Raw genomic sequence first — 20,284 nt, 5'->3', positions numbered from 1 at the left:
CGGTCCGCGTCGGGCGCGGGCCGGATCAGGCAGGAAAGGACTGGCGATGACCGTCACCGCTCAGGACGCGCAGCGAGTAGCCGAGCAGCTGGCCCGCGGGGCGGGCGGCACGCACCGGCCGTACGTCGCCGAGTTCCCGGAGTGCTTCATCGTCTGGACGCTGCCCGACAGTGACGGCCCGCCGGAGCCCGGCGCGGGCGCGCGGCTGGTCATCGACCGGCAGGACGCGCGGGTCAGCACGTACCCGTCGGTGCCGCTGGAGCACGTGCGCCGCCTGCACCGGCAGCACCGCGCCGAGCAGGAGCCGGAGGCACCGGTCACCGCGGATCGGGCGGCGGCGCTGCGGCGGCTGGGTGGCGGCTACGCGCCTGGTGTCGCGGTGCGCATGGTGCCCGGTGACGGCCTGCCGCGCGAGGCGACCGGCGCCAAGGGCGACCAGGTCCTCCATCATCACCCGCTGGTGGTCAAGTGGCTGGCGATGCAGTCCCCGGGCTCGCTGGTGCGCGGCACCCGGCGGCACGCCGAGCTGATCGTGCTGTCGGACTGGCTGCACGAGCTGGAGCACGCGGCGGCGTCACGCGGCGCGCCGGGCCTCGGCATCGCGCAGGTGCGGGCCGCCGCGCAGCAGGTACAGGAGCTGCGGCTCACCCTGGTGCGCGACCCGGGCGATCCGCTGGCGGGTACGCCGGCCGGGCCGTGCGACACCTGCCTGGCCGCCTGGATCCATTTCGGGCTCGCGCCCGCCTCCGCCGCGGTCGGGCCGGTCGAACCGGTCGCGCCGCCGACGGGGATCCCGGGGCCGCTGGCGAACCTGTCCCCGGACGTCGCCGCGACGCTGGCCGCGGGCGGCTGGGACGTGCCGCTGAAGCTGGACGGGCGCATCGTGGCGGCGTCCGAATGGGCCGAGCTGTCCGTGCGGGCCCTGGGGGAGTACGGCCATCCGCCGCTGGAGCCGCTGCGGGCGGCGATCGAGAAGTTCCCGTACCTGGTCTCGGTGCGCCGCGGACCGGGGGTGGCGCACTGGGTGCGCCCGTTCGAACTCGGCGGCGACCTGGTCGGCGCGACGGCCGCCTCGCTGGCCGACTTCGGCCAGGTGATCGGCACCGAACTGGCCCCGATCGGCGCCGAGCAGGCCGGCGACGCGATCATCGCCGTGGACGCGAACGGCCAGGTCTGGGTCCTGGACCAGGCCGGCGAGTGGTACGCCGGCCCCGACCTCGACACCGCCTTCGTCGTCCTCCTTCAGGGCCACCCGATGCCCCGCGTCCGCGACGACGGCACCCTCGAACCCCCCGCCTGACCCCACCCCGCCCAGACCAAGTGTTGATCATGAAGTTGGGGCAGTGACACGCCGTCGAGCCGTGCCATAAGTTCATGATCAACTGAACAGAGCGCGCCTACCAGGTGCCGTTGGTGCGGACGCGGGGGGTGGAGCGGCCGATGAGGAGGGTCTGGACGGCATCGTCGAGGGTGGGGCCCAGGTACCAGGTTCCGGCGTGGTCGACGGCGAAGACGCGGTGGCGTTCGTCGACGGCGAGGACGGAATGCAGGCCGCCGGCCTCGCCGCCGATCGGGAACAACGGCGCGCCGAGGCGTTCGGCGAGGTCGCCGAGGGTGTCGGCGGTCTGCTCGCGGGTCCACACGTCGAGCGTGAAGGACTCCACGCGCTGGGCTGCGCCGCTCTGGCTCTGCAGCACCGGATGGAACGGCGCGTACGGCTCCAGCAGGTCGACCAGGAACGGCAGCGTGGGCAGCCGGTGGCGGACGCCGGGCACGGCGATCGTGGCGGCCACCGCCTCGGCGGTGATCGCCCGCAGCGCGGCCCGACCGGCCGGGCCGCGCTGCGGCGGCTCCGGGCGGACCAGGTCGCGGGGCAGCTCGCCGGGCAGGCCCAGGGATACCAGCACGGTGCCGCAGGTGTGGCAGGCGGCGGCGGGCGCGGGGCTGTCCGGCGCGGCGCCCTCGCGCAGCAGGTGCAGCCGCAGCGTCGCCCCGGCGAGCTGACGGGCGGCCCAGGCGGGGTCGGTGTGCTCCGCGCCGCCGAGCTCGAACAGGGCCTTGGAGACGACGATCAGGTCGGGGTGGCGGTGCGCGCCGCGGGTGCGGCTGCCCGGCGGGATCGCGGCCAGCGCCCGCATGACGGCCGGGTGGTGCACCGGCTCGGTGTCGGCGGTATGCCCGAGTGCCTGGAACGTCCGGCCGACCACCTCCAGCGTGGCCACCACCTGCGGCAGGGCGGGCGCGGTCGCGCCGGGGCTGAGCCGGGCCAGCTGCGCCGCGAGGGCGACCGCGCGCCGGTCGAGCTCGTCGGCGGGCAGCCGGGGCGGTCCGAACGGCGACGACGTCACGGTGGCGTTCGGCGGGGGCGGCCCGGGGGTCAGCGAGAGCGGGTCGACCGCGGAGGTCGTGGGCGGCAGCGGGGGCATCGGCGGGGGCATCGTGCTGACCGGCGAGGTCAGGGTGCCGGGCGGCGGCGTGGGTAGCGGCCCGGCGGGGTACCCGGCCCGGGCCGTCGCGCCGGGGCCGGCGTACCGGCTCATCGCGACCTGAGGCGGCAGGCCGGGCACGACGGTCAGCGCGCCGGTCTCCCGATCGATGATCACGGTCTCGCCGCTGCCGGGCTCGGGCACCGGGCCGCCGGCCGGGCGGGGTGACCAGACCACCCAGCCGCCGGGGAACTCGGTGAGCCGGGGCTCGCACTCGTAGCCGCGGCGCAGGGTCTCGGCGACGGCCCAGTGCCGCGCGATCTCCTCCAGCCGTTCCTGTGAAATCATTGCGGCTCCCGCGTTCGGCGATCGGTCTGGACAACTTATCGCAGCAGGGCACGAAGGGAGGTATCCCGCCCATCCGTGCCCGGGCGCGGACCCGGCCACGCTGAGGGGACTACGGTTCGAACATGTTTTCCGACGACACATCCCAGGACCAGGGCCCGATCGAGCCGGGCCGGCCCGCGTCGTCGCCGCGCGGCGGCCTGGGCGCGGACGTGCTCTGGGCGCTCGGGCTGGCGGCCGTGATCGGCGTGCTGGGGCTGGGGCTGGGCCTGCTGTGGCACGCGGTCGCGCCGACCCTGCCGCTGCGTATCGTCGAGGAGGGTGCGGTCTACACGTCCGCCGAGCCGGAGGAGCTGGCCGCCGCGGAGGGCTGGTTCGTACTGCTCGGCCTCGGGTTCGGGATGCTGTGCGCGATCGCGGCCTGGGTGCTGCTGCCCGCGCGCCGCGGGCCGATCCAGCTGGCCGGGTTGCTGCTGGGCACCCTGATCGCGGGTTGGGCGGCCTGGTGGTTGGGCCACAACATCGGGCTGGCCGCATTTGTGGACCAGAAGGACCACGCGCCGGTGGACACGATCCTCCAGCGGCCGGTGGACCTGCGCGCGGTGAAGAAGCTGACCTTCTTCCCGTACGCGATCGGCGGTGTCCTGCTCATCCCGGCGCTCGGCGCGGTGGTGACGTATGCGCTGGCGGCGGCCTGGTCGCGCTGGCCCTCCCTGCGCCGCCACGAGGACGAGCAGGAGTGGGCCGACCACGACGACGATCAGTTCATCGCGGGAGCCGGTCCGAGCTGAGACAGCTGCGCCGGCACCGCCCGGACCTCGCGGAGCAGCGCAGTCTCCCGGGCCAGCATGGTCAGCTCATGGCGCAGCCGGGTCGCCGGGTCCGGCGCGCTGAGCAGCTGCTGGCGGTCGCCGATGGTCAGCGACGCGCTCGCCGCGACCAGGTTCGACAGCACCGTCGGGTCGTCGGGCAGCTGGTCGTCCGGCCCGCCGCGCAGCACGCCCAGGTATTCCCGGAACGCGGCCAGCACCCGGGGCGCGAGCTGGTCGGCCAGGTCGTCGGGGGCGGGCTCGGGCAGCCACTCCACGCCGACCACCGGGTAGGGATGCGGGCTGGGCACGAAGCCGGTGATGCGGAACCGGCGCGCGCCGACGGTGACGATGTCGAACTTGCCGTCGGGCAGCTCGGTGATCTGGCGCAGCTGCGCCACGCAGCCGACCTCGTGCACCACCACCTCGGAGGTGGCGACGCCGTCGTGGGGCGGGGGCATGACCTCCAGGCCGCGTTCGATCGCGACCACGCCGAACTCGCGCGGGGTGCCGTCGGGCAGCTCCATCAGGTTGCGCATCAGCGTGCGCCAGCGCTCCTCGAAGATGTGCAGCGGCAGCACCAGGCCCGGGAAGAGCACCGTGCCCAGCGGGAACAGCGGCAGCGTCCCGGTCATTGGCTGAGCCTAACGCCGGAGTGTGTCAACGGGCACAGCCCGCCCGCGGTAGCGGCCGCCGGTGGCGTCCGCAGCGCAGCGGTGGAGGACATCAAGCAGGGCCGAGACGGTCGGCGGCCATGACCCAGTGGTCCGGGTCACTGTCCCAGTGCCTGGGCGCGTACGCCGGTGCGCGCACGTGCGCCAGTAGACTTTGGGGGGTGTTGACCCGTATCGACCTGCGTGGACGTGACATCGATCCGCGTAACCTGCTGCCCCGTGCCCAGATCGACGTCAGCCAGGCGGTGGAGCAGATCCGCCCGCTGGTCGACGGGGTGCGCGAGCATGGCGTCGAGGCGGTCAAGGAAGCGACCCATCGGCTCGACGGGGTGGACCTGGCCGCGTTGCGGGTGCCGGCGGAAGCGATCAAGGAAGCCGAGCAGGCGCTGGAACCCGAGGTCCGGGCCGCCCTGCTGGAGGCGATCGCGCGCACCCGCAAGGTGCACGCCGACCAGCGTCGCAGCGACCACACCACCCAGGTGGTGCCCGGCGGCACGGTGACCGAGCGCTGGCTGCCGGTGTCCCGGGTCGGCCTCTACGTGCCCGGCGGCCTGGCCGTCTACCCGTCGACCGTGGTCATGAACGTGGTCCCCGCGCAGGCCGCGGGCGTGCCCAGCCTGGTGATCGTCAGCCCGCCGCAGAAGGCGACCGGGCTGCCCGACGCGCGGGTGCTGGCCGCCTGCGCGCTGCTGGGCGTCGACGAGGTGTACGGGGTCGGCGGCGCGCAGGCGGTGGCGATGCTGGCCTACGGCACCCGCGGCACCGCCGACCCGGAGCGCGAGCTGCCGGCCCACGACGACTGCGCGCCCGTCGACCTGATCACCGGTCCCGGCAACCTGTGGGTCACCGCGGCCAAGCGCCTGGTGCGCGGCGTGGTCGGCATCGACGCCGAGGCCGGGCCGACCGAGATCGCGATCCTGGCCGACGACACCGCCGACCCGGCACACGTCGCGGCCGACCTGATCAGCCAGGCCGAGCACGACCCGATGGCGGCCAGCGTGCTGGTCACCGACTCGCCCGCGCTGGCCGACGCGGTCGACGCGGAGCTCGCGGTGCGGGTGGCCCGCACGAAGCACAGCGAGCGGGTGACGATCGCGCTGAGCGGGCAGCAGTCCGGTGTGGTGCTGGTCGACGACCTGGCGCAAGGGCTGCGGGTGGTCGACGCGTACGCCGCCGAGCACCTGGAGATCCAGACCCGCGACGCGCGCGAGTGGGCGATGCGGGTGCGCAACGCCGGGGCGATCTTCGTGGGGGCGTATGCGCCGGTGTCGCTGGGCGACTACTGCGCCGGCTCCAACCACGTGCTGCCCACCGCGGGCTGCGCCCGGCACAGCTCGGGCCTGTCGGTGCAGTCGTTCCTGCGCGGCATCCACGTCGTGGAGTACACACAGGACGCGCTGCGCGACGTGGCACACCACGTCGTGGCCCTGGCCAACGCCGAGGACCTGCCCGCGCACGGCGAGGCCGTCACGGCCCGCTTCGAGAACGGGAGCGCGGCATGAGCGAGTGGGTGCAGGAGCTGCTGCGGGAGGATCTGCGCGGGCTCAGCGCGTACGGTGCGCCGCAGCTGGACGTGCCGGTGCGGCTGAACACGAACGAGAACTCGTACCCGCTGCCCGACGAGGTGGTGCGGGCGGTGAGCCGGGCGATCACCGGGGAGATCGCGGACCTGAACCGCTACCCCGACCGGGACGCCGTGAAGCTGCGCGCCGACCTGGCCGCCTACTGCGGACACGGGCTGACCGCGGAGCAGCTGTGGGCCGCCAACGGCTCCAACGAGGTGCAGCAGCAGCTGTTCCAGGCGTTCGCCGGGCCGGGACGCATCGTGCTGGGCTTCGGCCCGGCGTACTCGATGCATCCGCTGCTGGCCGTCGGCACCGCCACCACCTGGGCGGACGGCCGTCGCGACGCGGACTTCGGGCTGACCGTCGAGCACGCGGTCGAGCAGGTCCGGGAGCACCGGCCCGCGCTGACGCTGCTGTGCTCGCCGAACAACCCGACCGGCACCGCGCTGGACTTCGCCGTGATCGAGGCGGTGCTGGCCGAGACGAGCGGCCTGGTCGTGGTGGACGAGGCGTATGCCGAGTTCCGCCGCCCCGGCACGCCGAGCGCGCTGGAGCTGCTCGACAAGCACCCGCGGCTGGTGGTCAGCCGCACCATGAGCAAGGCGTTCGCCTTCGCCGGGGCCCGGGTCGGCTACCTCGCCGCGCACCCGGCGGTCGTGGAGGCGGTGCAGCTGGTGCGCCTGCCGTACCACCTCTCCGCGCTCACCCAGGCCGCCGCCCGCGCCGCGCTGGCGCACGCGGACGTGCTGCTGGGCACCGTGGAAGCGATCAAGGCGCAGCGCGACCGCATCGTCGCGGACCTGCGCGGGGGCGGCTGGACGGTGGCCGACTCGGACGCCAACTTCGTCCTGTTCGGACGGTTCGCCGACCAGAAGGCGGCCTGGCAGACTCTGCTCGACCAGGGCGTGCTGGTCCGCGACGTGGGCCTGCCCGGATGGCTGCGCGTCACCGCGGGGACCGAGCAGGAGACGACCGCGTTCCTGAACGCGATGAAGGAGCTGCGGCCATGAGCGCGCGGCCGACCGGCAACCCCCGCGCGCAGGCCGGGGACGAGCGAAGCGAGGCAAGGGCATGACCAGGACCGGACGCGTGGAGCGGGTCACCAAGGAGACCAAGGTCCTCGTCGAGATCGACCTCGACGGCACGGGCCGGGGCGAGATCAGCACCGGGGTCGGCTTCTTCGACCACATGCTCAACCAGATCGCCCGGCACGGCGGCTTCGACCTGACCGTGCGCACCGAGGGCGACCTCGAGATCGACGCGCACCACACCATGGAGGACACCGCGCTCGCCCTGGGCGAGGCGTTCGCCCAGGCGCTCGGCGACAAGGCGGGCATCCGCCGCTACGGCGACGCGGTGGTGCCGATGGACGAGGTGCTCGTGCAGGCCGCGGTCGACCTGTCGGGCCGGCCGTACGTGGTGCACGACGAGCCGACGGACATCGCCGACTACATCAACCCGGGCAGCGGGCCCGTCTACCCGACCTCGATGACACGGCACATCTTCGAGTCCTTCGGGCAGACCGCGCGGATCACGCTGCACGTGTCGGTGCTGCGGGCGTCCCGCCCGGGGCAGAAGCCCGACGCGCACCACGTCATCGAGGGGCAGTTCAAGGCGCTGGCCCGCGCGCTGCGTACCGCCGTGGAGATCGACCCCCGCAGCGCCGGTGCGGTCCCGAGCACGAAGGGCGTGCTATGAGCGAGCGCAGCGAGCTCATCGGACGGGCATGGATTCACGCCGCCGACGAGCGCAGCGAGGAGAAGGCATGAGCCCGAAGGTGACGGTGCTCGACTACGGGTCGGGCAACCTGCGCTCGGCGCAGCGGGCGCTGGAGGCGGCGGGCGCCGAGGTGGTCGTCACTACCGACCTGTCCGCCGCCGAGCGGGCCGACGGACTGGTGGTGCCGGGTGTGGGCGCGTTCGCCGCGTGCATGGCGGGCATCGAGGCGGCGCAGGCCGGGCCGGTGATCGCCGACCGGGTCATGGCCGGCCGGCCGGTGCTGGGCATCTGCGTCGGCGCGCAGATCATGTTCGACTCGGGCGACGAGCACGGCGTGGTCACCAAGGGCCTGGGCCTGCTGCCCGGCGCGGTGACCCGGCTGGCCGCGCGCCGGGTGCCGCACATGGGCTGGAACCTGCTCGACGCGCCCTCCGGCTCGACGCTGTTCACCGGCGTCGAGGCCGATGCGCGCTGCTACTTCGTGCACTCGTACGCCGCGCTGCCCAACGCCGAACTGGACGCGGTCGCACTGGTCACCACGTCGACCCACGAGCACGCGACGTTCGTCGCCGCCGCGGAACGGGGGCCGCTGGCGGTCGCCCAGTTCCACCCGGAGAAGTCCGGCGCGGTCGGCGCGCGCGTGCTGCGGAACTGGATCGCCACGTTGTGAGCCCGCTCGTTAGGCTCGCCCCCGACGTCGAGGGCGATGGAGTGGTCACATGAGCAAGGAACGCAAGCTGCGCCGGGAGGCGCGGGAGGCGGCGGCGCGCAAGGCCGTGGCGGTCGAGGAGCGCCGCGCTGCCCGCCGCCTGGCGCGTCGCGCCTGGTGGCGCCGAATCAGCCTGTATGAACTGCGCATACGTCGTACCGGACGGTTGTCGGCGCGGCGCAGCGCGGCCGAGCGGGCCGGGGTCGCCATCGTGGCGGCGCTGGCGCTGTTCGTGATCTGGACGCTGGTGCCGTCGACGGCGCTGGCCCTGGCGCTGTCACTGCTGCTGGCGCTGACCCTGCCCGTGTTCGTGATCGTCGCATTCGATCGAAGGAGTTCCTGATGGCCCTGGATCTGCTGCCCGCCGTGGACGTCGTCGGAGGCCAGGCGGTGCGCCTGGTGCAGGGCGCCGCCGGCAGCGAGACGTCGTACGGCGACCCGCTGGCCGCGGCGCTGGACTTCCAGTCGGCGGGGGCGCAGTGGATCCACGTCGTCGACCTCGACGCCGCCTTCGGCCGGGGCTCCAACGCGGCGCTGCTGGCCGAGCTGGTCGCCCGGGTGGACGTGAACGTGGAGCTGTCCGGCGGCATCCGGGACGACGCCTCACTGGCCGCGGCGCTGGCCACCGGCGCGGCCCGGGTCAACATCGGCACCGCGGCGCTGGAGGACCCGGAGTGGTGCGACCGGGTCGTCGGCGAGTACGGCGACCGGGTCGCGGTCGGCCTCGACGTGCGCGGGCGGGTGCTGTCCGCGCGCGGCTGGACCCGGGACGGCGGTGACCTGTTCGAGGTGCTGGAGCGCCTCGACAAGGCCGGCTGCTCCCGGTACGTGGTCACCGACATCCTCAAGGACGGCATGCTCCAGGGCCCGAACCTGCAGCTGCTGCGCGACGTCTGCGCCGCCACGTCCGCCCCTGTCATCGCGTCCGGGGGCGTGTCCACCCTCGACGACCTCCGCGCCCTGGCCACTCTCGAGCCGATCGGCGTCGAAGGCGTCATCACCGGCAAAGCGGTCTACTCCGGCGCCTTCACCATCCCCGAAGCCCTCGCCGCCCTCGCCGCCTGACCGACCTCGCCCGGCTTTCCATCGACGTTGGCCTATTACATCGAGTTTGATCGCCAAATCGTCGATGTAATGGGCCGGCGTCTATGAAAATCGGGGCGGGAACCGGCGCGCACCGGGGTGAATGGTCCTGCTCGGGTGAGAATGTCGGGCGTCAGGAGCCGGCGCGGGCGGTGGTGCGGGTGGACCAGGCGTTGGTGATGGCGTCGATGACGGCTTTGACGGCGGGGCGCTGGTAGTGCGGGGTACGCCAGGTGACGCTGACGCGGCGGGTGGGGACCGGGTCGACGGGGACCACCACGGTGCCGGGGGCGGTGGACAGGCGGGCCAGGCGGGGGAGCAGGGCGACGCCCAGACCTGCGGCGACCAGCGCCTGCTGGGTTTCGAACTCGCCCACCAGGTATGCCGGGCGCAGCCCGGGCAGTGCGCGGATCAGCCAGTCGTGGCAGATGGTGCCCTCGGGCGAGGCGATCCAGCGCTCGTTCGCGGCCCGGTCGAGCGGCCCGGGACCGGCCGTCGCGAGCGGGTGGTCGGCGGGCACGACCAGGTCGGCGGTGTCCTCGCCGAGCACGGTCGACGAGACGCCCGCGGGCAGGTGCAGGCGCACCTCGCGCCAGTCGTCGATCACGGCGACGTCGACGCGGCCGCGGTCGAGTTCGTGCAGTGCCTCGTACGGGTTGGTCTCGACGAGCCGGGGCCGCAGCCGCGGATATGACGCGGTCAGTGCGGACAGGGCGGGTGGCAGCAGGCCGCGGCAGGCGGTGGCGAAGCAGGCAACGGTGACCTCACCGGCGACTTCGCCGCGGTAGGCGTCCAGCGCGGCCGAGGCGGTGTCGGCGGCGGCGAGCACCAGCGCGGCGTGTTCGGCCAGCAGGCGTCCGGCGTCGGACAGCCGCAGCCCGCGGCCGTCCTTGTGGCACAGCACGGTGCCGGTCTCCCGTTCCAGCTTCGCCAGCTGCTGTGACACCGCGGACGGGGTGCAGTGCAGGGCGGCCGCGGCGGCGTGCACGGTGCCGTGGCGGGAGAGGGCGTCGATGGCGCGCAGGCGCCCCATGTCGAGCATGTAGCGATTCTAAACGAATGCTGAAGAACTATTCGCTGGTGCTGCACGGTTGTCCGGTCGATGCTCGGAGCATGAAACCCAGGGACATCATGCTGGCCGTGGCCGTCGCCGCCGCGTGGGGCTGCAACTTCGTGGCGATCGAGGTCGGCCTCGACCGGATGCCGCCGCTGCTGTTCGGCGCGTCGCGCTTCGCGCTGGCCGCGTTCCCGGCGGTGCTGCTGATCGGCGGTCCGCGTACGCCCTGGCGGTGGGTCCTCGGGATCGGACTGGTGCTGGGCGTGGTCAAGTTCTCGCTGCTGTTCGCGGGCATGGCCGCCGGACTGCCGGCCGGGCTGTCGTCGCTGCTGTTGCAGAGTCAGGCGATATTCACGACGGTTTTCGCGGTCGCGCTGCTGCGCGAGCGGCCGGGGCTGCGCCAGTGGGCCGGGCTCGCGGTCGCCGTGCTGGGCGTCGGGCTGGTCGCCTCCCGGCTCGGCGCGGACCGCCCGGTCGAGGGCTTCGTGCTGGTGCTGGCCGCGGCGGTGGCATGGAGCGTCTCGAACATCATGATGCGCCGGGCCGCCCCGCCCGACATGCTGCGCTTCATGGTCTGGGTGTCGGCCGTGGCCACGCTGCCGCTGTTCGCGCTGTCACTGCTGGTCGAGGGGCCGACCCGGGTCGGTGCGGCACTGTCCGGACTGGACCTGTCGGGGCTGGGCGCACTGGCCTACATCGCGGGCATCTCGACGCTGGCCGGGTTTGCCGGATGGGGCGTGCTGATCAAGCGGTACGGCGCGGCGACGGTGGCCCCGTTCTCGATGCTCGTCCCGTTCTTCGGGATGAGTTCGGCAGCCCTGTTCCTGGGCGAGCCGTTGCAGGCGGGGGACGTGATCGCCGGGGCCCTGGTGATCGGGGGAGTGCTGCTCGGGGCGAGCGGCGGCGGCCGGGCCGCGGCCCCGGCGGTCGGCGAACCGGCGCGCCACGCCGCGTCCCACGAGCCGGACCAGCGCCTCGTCGTGGCGGGCTGCCGGGTAGCGTCGGGCGCATGAGTGTCGCGGTGCGGGTCATCCCCTGTCTGGACGTGGACGCCGGACGGGTGGTGAAGGGGGTCAACTTCGTCGACCTGCGCGACGCCGGGGACCCGGTGGAGCTGGCGGCGGCGTACGACGCGGCCGGGGCCGACGAGATCACCTTCCTCGACGTGTCCGCCTCCGTCGAGGGGCGCGGCACGATGCTCGAGGTGGTGCGGCGCACCGCCGAGACGGTCTTCATCCCGCTGACCGTGGGCGGTGGGGTGCGTTCGGTCGAGGACGTGGACGTGCTGCTGCGCGCGGGGGCGGACAAGGTCGGCGTCAACACCGCGGCGATCCACCGCCCCGAACTGATCACCGAGATCGCCCGCCGCTTCGGCAACCAGGTGCTGGTGCTGTCGCTCGACGTGCGGCGGCTCAAGGACGGCAGCGGGTTCGAGGTGACCACGCACGGCGGCCGCAAGTCGGCCGGGCTGGATGCGATCGAGTGGGCCCGCCGCGTCGCCGACCTGGGCGCGGGGGAGATCCTGCTGAACTCCATGGACGCCGACGGCACCAAGGAGGGCTTCGACCTCGAACTGATCAAGGAGGTCCGGGCCGTGGTCGACATCCCGGTGATCGCCTCCGGCGGCGCGGGCAAGGCCGCGGACTTCCCGCCGGCCGTCGACGCCGGGGCCGACGCCGTGCTGGCGGCGAGCGTCTTCCACTTCGGCGAGGTCGCCATCAGCGAGGTCAAGACCGCCCTGCGCGTCGCCGGCCACCCCGTCCGCTGACGCCGGCTTTTCGTCGGCCGGCGGCCTCATGCCGGTCGTCCCATTCCGCCACACCGCCTCAGGTCAGCCCGGTGGAGCGTTAACAAGGGCACCTTCTACTACGAAAACCGTTAAGAAGGTGCCCTTCCTTTCTGTGGCCGCGGAGGATATGCCGGTAGAGGAAGATCAGATTGTCCTCTTCCGCTGCGGGTGCCTGCGGTTTCATTCTCAACCGGACGCGCGGGCCGGACGGTGGGAAAGCCGGAGTCCGGTGGGATGGCGCGCATGCGGGTGCCCAAGGTGCCGAGCGGCTGTGAACGGCCTGGGTATTCGCTGAGTTGCCCTTCTTTGCGCTTTTTGGATCCTTCCTACTTCGGACCGTAATAGCCTGAGGAAGTCCTACTAAATGGGACAAGATGCCAAGGGCGAAGACGCCATAGCGAGCCCTCAGCGGAACCGCCTTCAGGCGGATACCCGGGTCAAGGCCTTCAGGGGGTCGTGATGCGCTGGATCATCGAATCGAGCCTGCGGTTCCGGCTCGTCATTCTTCCGCTGGCCGCGGCACTGCTGGTGTTCGGTGCGATGCAGCTGCACAAGATGCCGGTCGACGTGCTGCCGGAGTTCACGCCGACGACGGTGGAGGTGCAGACCGAGGCGCTCGGCCTGTCCGCTGAGGAGGTCGAGCAGCTCATCACCGTCCCGCTGGAGCAGAACCTGCTGGTCGGCGTGCCCTTCCTGGACGAGATCGAATCCGCATCGCTGCCGGGCCTGTCGTCGGTGGTGATGACGTTCGAGCCGGGTACGGACATGCTCGATGCCCGGCAGGTGGTGCAGGAGCGGCTGACGCAGGCGCTGGGGGTGGCCGGCCTGCCGCAGGTGGCGAAGCTGCCGCAGATGATCCAGCCGGTCTCGTCCTACCGGCGGGCCGCGATGATCAAGCTCAGTTCGGACACGCTCACCCCGATCGACGTGTCGGTGCTCGCCCGCTGGGTGATCAGCCCGCGTCTGATGGGCGTGCCCGGCGTGGCCAATGTGACCGTGTGGGGCTTCCGGGACAAGCAGTTGCAGGTGCTGGTGGACCCGGCGCGGCTGCGGGCCAACGGCACGACGCTGGACCAGGTGATCGCGACGGCCGGCAACGCGCTGGAGGTGTCGCCGCTGACCTTCCTGGAGGCGTCGAGTCCGGGCACGGGCGGCTTCATCGACACCGTCAACCAGCGGCTGAACATCTTCCACGAGCAGGCCATCAAGACACCCCAGGACCTCGCGCAGGTGCCGCTGGAGGCTGTCCCGGGGGCGCCGCCGGCCACGGGAACGCCGAAGACTCTCGGCGATGTCGCCACGGTGGTGGAGGACCACCAGCCGCTGATCGGCGACGCGGTCTGCGCCGGCGGCGAGCAGTGCCTCTACCTGGTCGTGGAGAAGTTCCCCGAGGCCAACGCGGTAGAGGTGACCCGTGGCGTCGAGGCCGCGATGAACACGATGCGGCCCGGACTGACCGGCGTCGACGTCGACACCTCGCTGTACCGGCCGGCGTCGTTCATCGAGTCGTCGGTCCGGCACGTGTCCTGGCTGCTGCTCGCCGGCCTGGCGCTGATGCTGCTGGTGGCCGGGCTGCTGCTGTGGAGCTGGCGCAAACTCGTGATCATCGCGGTGGCGGTCCCGCTCGCGGCGTCGGTGGCGATGGTGGTGCTCTACCTGCGGCACACGACGGTCAATCCGATGATCGTGGCCGGGCTGGTCCTCGGGCTCACCGCGGTCATCCACGACGTCGTCACCGACACCCAGCAGACCGCCCGCCGCGTCCGGGAGTACCGGCTGAGGGGCGGCTCCGCGGACTCCGCCTGGCCGGTGATCGTGCAAGCCGCGGCCGAGGCGCGTGCCTCGATCGTCTACGCGATCCTCATCGTGGCCGTGGGCACCCTTCCGATCTTCTTCCTCACCGGTGCGGGCAAGGCGTTCCTGGCCCCCATCGTGCTGTCGTACCTGCTCGCCGTCGTCGCGTCGATGGCGGTCGCGCTGACGGTCACGCCGGCGCTGAGCCTGCTGCTGCTGGGCAAGGCCCCGCTGCCGCAACTGGCCTCGCCGGCGGCCCGCCGTCTGCGCGGCGGCTACGACCGGGTCGCGCCGCGGCTGGTCGGCCGCGCCGCTCCCGCGATCGCGGTGGCCGCCGTGCTGGCGCTGGCCGGCCTCCTGGCGCTGCCGTTCCTGCACACGGCGCTGCGGCCGTCGTTCCTGGAACGCGACGTTCTCGTCCACCTGGCGGCGGCGCCGGGCACCTCGCTGCCACGGATGGCGGAGATCACGCAGAAGGCGGTCGCCGATGTCAGCGCCCTGCCCGGGGTGGCCGGAGCCGGTGGGCACGTCGGACGGGCGGTGATGTCCGACCAGATCGTCAACGTCAACGACGGCAAGGTCTGGGTCAAGGTCGCGCCGGGCGCCGACTATGGCGACACCGTCGCCGCCGTACGCCGGACCGTGCAGGACTACCCGGGCGTCTCAGCCGACGTGTCCACGTATTCGCAGGAGCGGGTCGCCGACATCCTCGGCGGAGACCGTGAGGACGTCGAGGTGCGCATCTACGGCGAGAACCGGGACGTGCGCAATGCCAAAGCCGACGAGATCAAGGCGATGATCTCCGGCGTCGAGGGCGTGACCAGCGTCAACGTCGTACGTCCACTGGACGAGCCCACCGTCGAGGTGAGTATCGACCTCGCCAAGGCACAGGCGGCCGGGGTCAAGCCGGGCGACGTCCGGCGCGCCGCGGCCACGCTCGTCGGCGGCCTCACCGTGGGAAACCTGTTCGAGCAGCAGAAGGTGTTCGACGTCGTCGTCTGGGGCGACCCGAAGATCCGGCAGAACGCGGCGGACGTCGAGAACCTGCTGGTGGACGCCCCGAATGGGAAGCAGGTCCGCATCGGCGACGTCGCCGACGTGCGGGTGGCGCCCCACCCGGTGGTGATTTCGCACGAGTCGGTCTCCCCCTACCTGGACGTCACCGCGAACGTGTCCGACCGCGACGTCGGTGCGGTGGCCGATGACGTCAGCGAGCGGATCAAGCAGGTGCAGTTCCCGCTGGAGCACCATGCCGAGGTGCTCGGCGCGTACGACGAGCGCCAGGCCGCGGACGTCCGGGTGCTCTGGGTCGGCGCCGCCGCCGTGATCACGATCTTCCTGCTGCTGCAGGCCGCGTTCCGCAGCTGGCGGCTGGCGCTGCTGTCGCTGGTGGCGCTGGCGCTGTCCATGGTCGGCGGCGTGCTGGCGGCGCTGGCGACCGGCGGGCTGACCCTGGGCGCGGTCGCCGGGCTCATCGGCGTGCTCGGGCTCGCGGCCCGCGCCGTCGTGCTGCTCATCCGGCGCTTCCAGCAGCTCGAACTCGACGAAGGGCTGGCGTTCGGGCACGACCTGGTGGTACGCGGCACCAGGGAGAATGCCGCAGGCACGGTGGTGTCCACGTTGGCGATCGCGGCCATGCTGCTGCCGTTGGCCCTGTTCGGCGCACTCTCCGGCGTGGAGATCCTGCAACCGATGTCCGTCGTGGTGCTGGGCGGCCTGGTCACCCTGCTGCTGGTCGTGCTGCTCCTGGTGCCGGTGCTCTACCTGCGTCTCGGGCGGGCCGGCGATCGCGACACCGCGGCCGACCACCTGTTCGACGAGGCTCCGGCGGCCGGTCCGGCGCACCCCGAGGAGCAGGCCGGGCTGGCGCGCCGCATCCGGTCGGCACTCGTCACCGTCCCGGTCGTGTGCGCATTGGCGCTGGCCTCGTGCGGTGGCGTGATCGAGGACAAGTACAAGATCGAAGGCGAGCCGGCGACGGTGGAGGAGATCGAGGGCAGCGACCACGTCCGGATCACCCTGACCGAGCAGGCCGCGCAACGGCTGGCGATTCAGACCACACCGGTCGTCGCCACCGCGCAGGGCCTCACCGTGCCGTCCGCCGCCGTGTTCGTCGACGCGGACGACGACGAAGAGGAGGACAAGGACGACGTCGACGAGGGCGAATGGTCGGTCTACACCAACCCGGCGCCGCTCGTGTTCGAGCGCCACCGGGTCGTCGTCAAGCAGGAGTCCGGCACGGTCACGCACCTGTCGCTCGGCCCTGCGCCCGGCACCAGGGTGGTGACCGTCGGTGTGCAGGTGCTGGCCGGCATCGAGGACGAGATCGGCCATTGACGGCCGGGCACGGGAGAGAGGCTGCCGCTCATGCGCTGGATCGTCGGATGGAGCCTGAAGTTCCGCTACCTCGTCGTGGCCCTCATGGCGTTCCTGATGTTCTTCGGCGCGCAGCAGCTGGGCGGCATGAAGGTGGACGTCTTCCCCGAGTTCGCGCCGCCCAAGGTGGAGATCCACACGGTCGCGATCGGCCTCGCGCCGACCGAGGTGGAACAGCTGATCACCGTGCCGCTGGAGCAGTCGTTCAACGGCATCCCGGGGGTGAAGACGATCCGGTCGCGCTCGGTCGAGCAGCTGTCGCAGATCGTGCTGCTGTTCGAGCCGGGCACCGATCTGCTCGAGGCCAGGCAGTTGGTGGGCGAACGCATCGCCCTGGTCACCCCGACGCTGCCGAGCTGGGCGGCGCCGCCGGTCATGCTGCAACCCCTCTCGGCGACCAGCCGCGTCCTCAAGATCGGCCTGACCAGCACGGATCCGAAAATCGACATGATCGACCTGTCGATGACCGCGTACTGGAAGATCCGGACGCGGTTGCTGCGGGTGCCGGGTGTGGCCAACGTGCCGATCTGGGGCGAGCGCAAGGAGATGCTGCAGGTGCGGGCCGACCCCGCGCGGCTGGTCGCACAGAAGGTGACCTTGGAGGAGGTCATGACGGCGACCGCCGACGCGGTCGACGCGGGCCTGCAGCAGTACACCCCCGGCCACTACATCGGGCGGGGCGGCTGGGTGGAGAGCGACGGGCAGCGCGTCGCCGTCCAGTACGTGCCGCCGATCGTCTCGGCCGAGGACCTGGCGAACCTGCCGATCAAGACCCAGGACGGGCGCACCGTCAAGCTCGGCGACGTGGCGGACCTGGTACGCGACCACCAGCCGCTGATCGGCGATGCGGTCGTCAACGAGGGCGAAGGCGTCATGCTCATCGTCGAGAAGCTGCCCTGGGCGAACACCCTCGACGTCACCCAGGGCGTCGAGGAGGCGCTCAAGGAGCTGGGGCCGGGCCTCACCGGCATCGCCGTCGACCCGCAGATCTTCCGCCCGGCCACGTTCATCGAGGACGCGATCAGCAACCTGACCAAGGCGCTGGTCCTCGGCGCCATCCTCATGGTCGTCATGCTGTGCCTGTTCCTGTACTCGTGGCGGACCGCGGTGATCAGCGTGGTGGCGATTCCGCTGTCGCTGCTGACCGCAATTTTGATCCTGCACTGGCGCGGGACGACCATCAATACGATGGTGCTGGCGGGGTTCGTCATCGCCTTGGGCGACATTGTCGATGATGCGATCGTGGACATCGAGAACGTCGTCAGACGGCTGCGCCAGGCCCGCGCGGAAGGCAGCACGAAATCGACGGCGCGCGTCATCCTGGACGCCTCGATGGAGGTCCGCGGCGCGATCGTCTACGCGACGATCATCGAGGTGGTCGCCATCCTGCCGATCTTCATGCTGGCCGGCCTGTCCGGCTCGTTCTTCCGGCCGCTGGCTTTGTCGTACGCGCTGGCGCTGCTCGCGTCCATGGTCGTCGCGCTCACCGTCACCCCGGCGCTGAGTCTGATCATGTTCCGCGGCCCGAAGTCGCTGGAACAGCGCGAGTCGCCGCTGGTCCCGCCGCTCAAGCGGGGCTACGAGTGGCTGCTCAGCCGGATCCTCCGCCGGCCGAAGCCGGTCTACGCCACGGTCGCGCTGGCCACGGTCATCGGCGTGGCGCTGCTGCCCCTGCTCGGCCAGTCGCTGCTGCCCAACTTCAAGGAGCGCGACTTCCTGATGCACTGGCTGACCAAGCCCGACACGTCGCTGCAGGAGGAGGTGCGCACCACCAGGCTGGTCAACGGCGAGCTGCTGACGATCCCGGGCGTACGCAACGCGGGCTCGCACATCGGCAACGCGCTGCAGGGCGACGAGCCCTACGGCGTCTACTTCGGGGAGAACTGGATCAGCATCGACCGCGAGGCCGACTACGACAAGACCCTGGACAGCGTCAAGGACGTGGTCGACGGCTATCCCGGCATCTACCGCGACGTGCTGACCTACCTGCGGGAACGGATCAGGGAGGTGCTCACCGGCACCAGCGAGCCGATCACGATCCGTATCTACGGGCAGGACCTGAACCAGTTGCGCGCCAAGGCCGAGGAGGTCAACAAGATCCTCGACGAGACGCCCGGCGTCGGCGAGCACTATGTGGACTTCCAGGACAACATCCCCCAGCTCAAGGTCGAGGTCGACCTGGCCAGGGCCAAGCAGCACGGGGTCAAGCCGGGCGACGTGCGCCGCGCGGCGGCCTGGCTGATGGGCAGCGAGGAGGCCGGCGACGTTTACTTCAACGGCCGGGTCCAGGACGTACGCCTGTGGAGCCCGGCGGCGAGCCGGCAGACCGTGAGCGACCTGCGCAATCTGCCCATCGACAAGCCCGGCGGCGGCACGGTGCGGCTCGACGAGGTGGCCGACGTGAGCATCGTCGCGGTGCCGAACGTCGTGCACCACGAGGACCTGCTGCGCAACATCGACGTCGGGGCGAGCCTCGACGGCACCCGGGACCTCGGGGCGGTGGCGCGTGACATCGAGTCCCGCCTCGACAAGGTGGAGTGGCCGCTGGAGTTCCGGGCCGAGATGCTCGGCGAGTACACCGAACGCCAGGCCGCCCAGCAGCGGCTGCTGCTGGCCGCGATCCTCGCGGGCATCGGCATCCTGCTGCTGCTGCAGCTCGCGTTCCGCAGCTGGCGGCTGGCCGTGCTGTCCTTCCTCGCCCTGCCGATCGCGCTGGTCGGCGGGGTCATCGCCGCCTTCCTCGGCGGAGGGATCGTCTCGCTGGGCTCGCTGGTCGGCTTCCTCACCGTGCTGGGCATCGTGGCCCGCAACGGCATCATGCTGATCAGCCACTGCCAGTACCTCGAACAGGAGGAGGGCGAGCCGTTCGGGCCGCAGCTGGTGATGCGCGCCGCGAAGGAGCGGCTGGTGCCGATCCTCATGACGGTGCTGACCACCGGACTGGCGCTCATCCCGCTGCTGGTCACAGGATCGATCCCCGGTCAGGAGATCGAGCACCCGATGGCTGTGGTGATCATCGGTGGTCTGATCACCGCCACCCTGCTCAATCTGTTCGTGGTGCCCTCGCTGTACCTGCGTTTCGCCAAGAGCAGGCGGGCGCGCCACGCCATGCCCGCCACGCCGGAGCCGGCACCCGGCGGATGACGCGGGGTGCCGCAGGGCGGCCACGGGACGCAGGGCGGGCGTCGGGGATACAGCTGCCGTGGTGACAGGGCAAGGGGGATCGGGTAGTGCCGGACCGGGTGGTGAGAGGCTGGCTGGCCTTCGGTGCGGTGGTCACGATCGTCGCGGTGTGGGTGTTCGCCGGCATCACCGACGACGTGGTCGCGCACGAGGAGCTGACCAGTGGTGATCCGCCGGTCGCGAGCTGGTTGGCGGAGCACCGCACGCCCTGGCTGACCCGGTTTATGCAGGCGGTCACCTGGCTGGGCAGCGGCTGGGTCACCGTGCCCCTGCTGGTGTCCGCGGCCCTGTGGCTGCCGCTGTGGCGCGACCGCAGGCGCACCCTGGCCCTGGTGCTGGTCGTATCGATGGGCAGCGCGCTGCTGGTCACCGTCGGCAAGCTGCTCACGGTGCGGCCCCGGCCCGTCGTCGGCGAGGTGCTGACCACGGCCACCGGTTATGCGTTCCCGTCCGGCCACAGCGCGCAGGCCGCCGCCGCGTACGGGGTGCTCGCGCTGCTGATCAGCCTGCGGGTCGGGCGCGGGGTCAAGCCGCTGGTCTGGCTGGCGGCCACCGCGATGGCGCTGCTGGTCGGCTTCTCCCGCCTGTACCTCGGCGTGCACTGGCTCACCGACGTGCTCGCCGGGTACGCCCTTGGCGCGTGCTGGCTGGCCGTCGTCGTGGCCACCGCGGTGGTGCACGACCGTCGGCGTGCCGCCTCACGCCCTCGGGTGAACGTCTGACCTGGACTGATTCGGTCTCACGGAGCTCCGCGG

16 protein-coding genes are annotated in these 20,284 nt (G+C 72.1%); 13 read left to right on the top strand and 3 right to left on the bottom strand.

The window, feature by feature from the left end:
• Positions 1–46 precede the first annotated feature (46 nt).
• On the top strand, positions 47–1,300 hold the full coding sequence (locus FLL47_RS16885; RefSeq protein WP_144121453.1) for an SUKH-3 domain-containing protein: 1,254 nt from the start codon (positions 47–49) through the stop codon (positions 1,298–1,300).
• 97 nt (positions 1,301–1,397) lie between these two features.
• Here FLL47_RS16885 and FLL47_RS16880 read toward each other — a convergent pair whose 3' ends face one another.
• Complete coding sequence (locus tag FLL47_RS16880) at positions 1,398–2,774, bottom strand: SUKH-3 domain-containing protein (RefSeq protein ID WP_186315771.1); 1,377 nt, start codon at positions 2,772–2,774, stop codon at positions 1,398–1,400.
• Between the two features lie 122 nt (positions 2,775–2,896).
• On the opposite strand from FLL47_RS16880, the gene FLL47_RS42980 reads away from it, so the two are divergent.
• Positions 2,897–3,562: a DUF2567 domain-containing protein gene (locus tag FLL47_RS42980; RefSeq protein ID WP_186315770.1), complete on the top strand. Its 666-nt coding sequence runs from the start codon at positions 2,897–2,899 to the stop codon at positions 3,560–3,562.
• Here FLL47_RS42980 and FLL47_RS16870 read toward each other — a convergent pair.
• Positions 3,532–4,215 (bottom strand): LON peptidase substrate-binding domain-containing protein, encoded by a 684-nt coding sequence (locus FLL47_RS16870; protein ID WP_144121450.1) that lies wholly within the window; start codon positions 4,213–4,215, stop codon positions 3,532–3,534. The two genes, FLL47_RS42980 and FLL47_RS16870, sit on opposite strands and share 31 nt — an antisense overlap.
• 200 nt (positions 4,216–4,415) lie before the next feature.
• Here FLL47_RS16870 and hisD point away from each other — a divergent pair, with 200 nt between their 5' ends.
• The 6 genes from hisD to priA all read left to right on the top strand — a co-directional run bounded on the left by hisD (position 4,416) and on the right by priA (position 9,312).
• Entirely contained in the window at positions 4,416–5,756 is a 1,341-nt protein-coding gene (gene hisD, locus FLL47_RS16865) for a histidinol dehydrogenase (protein WP_144121449.1), read from the top strand.
• Positions 5,753–6,829, top strand: a complete 1,077-nt coding sequence (locus tag FLL47_RS16860) for a histidinol-phosphate transaminase (RefSeq protein WP_144121448.1) — start codon at positions 5,753–5,755, stop codon at positions 6,827–6,829. Before hisD ends, FLL47_RS16860 begins: the two co-directional genes overlap by 4 nt.
• Before the next feature lie 61 nt (positions 6,830–6,890).
• Positions 6,891–7,517 carry an imidazoleglycerol-phosphate dehydratase HisB gene (gene hisB, locus FLL47_RS16855; RefSeq protein WP_144121447.1) on the top strand — a complete coding sequence of 209 codons (627 nt, stop codon included), beginning with the start codon at positions 6,891–6,893 and terminating at the stop codon, positions 7,515–7,517.
• Between the two features lie 67 nt (positions 7,518–7,584).
• Positions 7,585–8,208, top strand: a complete 624-nt coding sequence (gene hisH, locus FLL47_RS16850; protein ID WP_144121446.1) for an imidazole glycerol phosphate synthase subunit HisH — start codon at positions 7,585–7,587, stop codon at positions 8,206–8,208.
• A 49-nt stretch (positions 8,209–8,257) separates the two neighbouring features.
• Positions 8,258–8,590: a hypothetical protein gene (locus FLL47_RS16845; RefSeq protein ID WP_144121445.1), complete on the top strand. Its 333-nt coding sequence runs from the start codon at positions 8,258–8,260 to the stop codon at positions 8,588–8,590.
• On the top strand, positions 8,590–9,312 hold the full coding sequence (gene priA, locus FLL47_RS16840) for a bifunctional 1-(5-phosphoribosyl)-5-((5-phosphoribosylamino)methylideneamino)imidazole-4-carboxamide isomerase/phosphoribosylanthranilate isomerase PriA (protein WP_144121444.1): 723 nt from the start codon (positions 8,590–8,592) through the stop codon (positions 9,310–9,312). Before FLL47_RS16845 ends, priA begins: the two co-directional genes overlap by 1 nt.
• Positions 9,313–9,463: 151 nt before the next feature.
• Here the strand turns inward: priA and FLL47_RS16835 are convergent, their stop codons facing one another.
• The gene (locus FLL47_RS16835; protein WP_144121443.1) at positions 9,464–10,372 is read right to left on the bottom strand and encodes a LysR family transcriptional regulator; all 909 of its coding nucleotides are present in this window, start codon (positions 10,370–10,372) and stop codon (positions 9,464–9,466) included.
• Between the two features lie 71 nt (positions 10,373–10,443).
• Between FLL47_RS16835 and FLL47_RS16830 the strand changes: the two genes are divergently transcribed.
• The 5 genes from FLL47_RS16830 (at position 10,444) to FLL47_RS16810 (ending at position 20,251) form a co-directional block, all read left to right on the top strand.
• Positions 10,444–11,400, top strand: coding sequence for an EamA family transporter (locus tag FLL47_RS16830; protein ID WP_144121442.1), 957 nt, complete (start codon positions 10,444–10,446; stop codon positions 11,398–11,400).
• Entirely contained in the window at positions 11,397–12,155 is a 759-nt protein-coding gene (gene hisF / locus FLL47_RS16825) for an imidazole glycerol phosphate synthase subunit HisF (protein ID WP_144121441.1), read from the top strand. Before FLL47_RS16830 ends, hisF begins: the two co-directional genes overlap by 4 nt.
• A 480-nt stretch (positions 12,156–12,635) precedes the next feature.
• Positions 12,636–16,307, top strand: coding sequence for an efflux RND transporter permease subunit (locus tag FLL47_RS16820; RefSeq protein ID WP_186315769.1), 3,672 nt, complete (start codon positions 12,636–12,638; stop codon positions 16,305–16,307).
• A 30-nt stretch (positions 16,308–16,337) separates the two neighbouring features.
• Positions 16,338–19,490 carry an efflux RND transporter permease subunit gene (locus FLL47_RS16815; RefSeq protein WP_144121440.1) on the top strand — a complete coding sequence of 1,051 codons (3,153 nt, stop codon included), beginning with the start codon at positions 16,338–16,340 and terminating at the stop codon, positions 19,488–19,490.
• Between the two features lie 86 nt (positions 19,491–19,576).
• Positions 19,577–20,251, top strand: coding sequence for a phosphatase PAP2 family protein (locus tag FLL47_RS16810; RefSeq protein ID WP_144121439.1), 675 nt, complete (start codon positions 19,577–19,579; stop codon positions 20,249–20,251).
• The last annotated feature ends 33 nt before the right edge of the window (positions 20,252–20,284 follow it).

The sequence above is a fragment of the Catellatospora sichuanensis genome (genome assembly GCF_007483665.1).
GTDB classification, from domain to species: domain Bacteria; phylum Actinomycetota; class Actinomycetes; order Mycobacteriales; family Micromonosporaceae; genus Catellatospora; species Catellatospora sichuanensis.
This window is presented reverse-complemented; position numbering and strand designations above follow the sequence as displayed.

Bases quoted from the DNA above. Each gene is read 5' to 3' on its own strand.
- FLL47_RS16885 (WP_144121453.1), top strand. From the start codon at position 47: ATGACCGTCACCGCTCAGGACGCGCAGCGAGTAGCCGAGCAGCTGGCC.
- FLL47_RS16880 (WP_186315771.1), bottom strand. From the start codon at position 2,774: ATGATTTCACAGGAACGGCTGGAGGAGATCGCGCGGCACTGGGCCGTC.
- FLL47_RS42980 (WP_186315770.1), top strand. From the start codon at position 2,897: ATGTTTTCCGACGACACATCCCAGGACCAGGGCCCGATCGAGCCGGGC.
- FLL47_RS16870 (WP_144121450.1), bottom strand. From the start codon at position 4,215: ATGACCGGGACGCTGCCGCTGTTCCCGCTGGGCACGGTGCTCTTCCCG.
- FLL47_RS16860 (WP_144121448.1), top strand. From the start codon at position 5,753: ATGAGCGAGTGGGTGCAGGAGCTGCTGCGGGAGGATCTGCGCGGGCTC.
- hisB (WP_144121447.1), top strand. From the start codon at position 6,891: ATGACCAGGACCGGACGCGTGGAGCGGGTCACCAAGGAGACCAAGGTC.
- hisH (WP_144121446.1), top strand. From the start codon at position 7,585: ATGAGCCCGAAGGTGACGGTGCTCGACTACGGGTCGGGCAACCTGCGC.
- FLL47_RS16845 (WP_144121445.1), top strand. From the start codon at position 8,258: ATGAGCAAGGAACGCAAGCTGCGCCGGGAGGCGCGGGAGGCGGCGGCG.
- priA (WP_144121444.1), top strand. From the start codon at position 8,590: ATGGCCCTGGATCTGCTGCCCGCCGTGGACGTCGTCGGAGGCCAGGCG.
- FLL47_RS16835 (WP_144121443.1), bottom strand. From the start codon at position 10,372: ATGCTCGACATGGGGCGCCTGCGCGCCATCGACGCCCTCTCCCGCCAC.
- FLL47_RS16830 (WP_144121442.1), top strand. From the start codon at position 10,444: ATGAAACCCAGGGACATCATGCTGGCCGTGGCCGTCGCCGCCGCGTGG.
- hisF (WP_144121441.1), top strand. From the start codon at position 11,397: ATGAGTGTCGCGGTGCGGGTCATCCCCTGTCTGGACGTGGACGCCGGA.
- FLL47_RS16820 (WP_186315769.1), top strand. From the start codon at position 12,636: ATGCGCTGGATCATCGAATCGAGCCTGCGGTTCCGGCTCGTCATTCTT.
- FLL47_RS16815 (WP_144121440.1), top strand. From the start codon at position 16,338: ATGCGCTGGATCGTCGGATGGAGCCTGAAGTTCCGCTACCTCGTCGTG.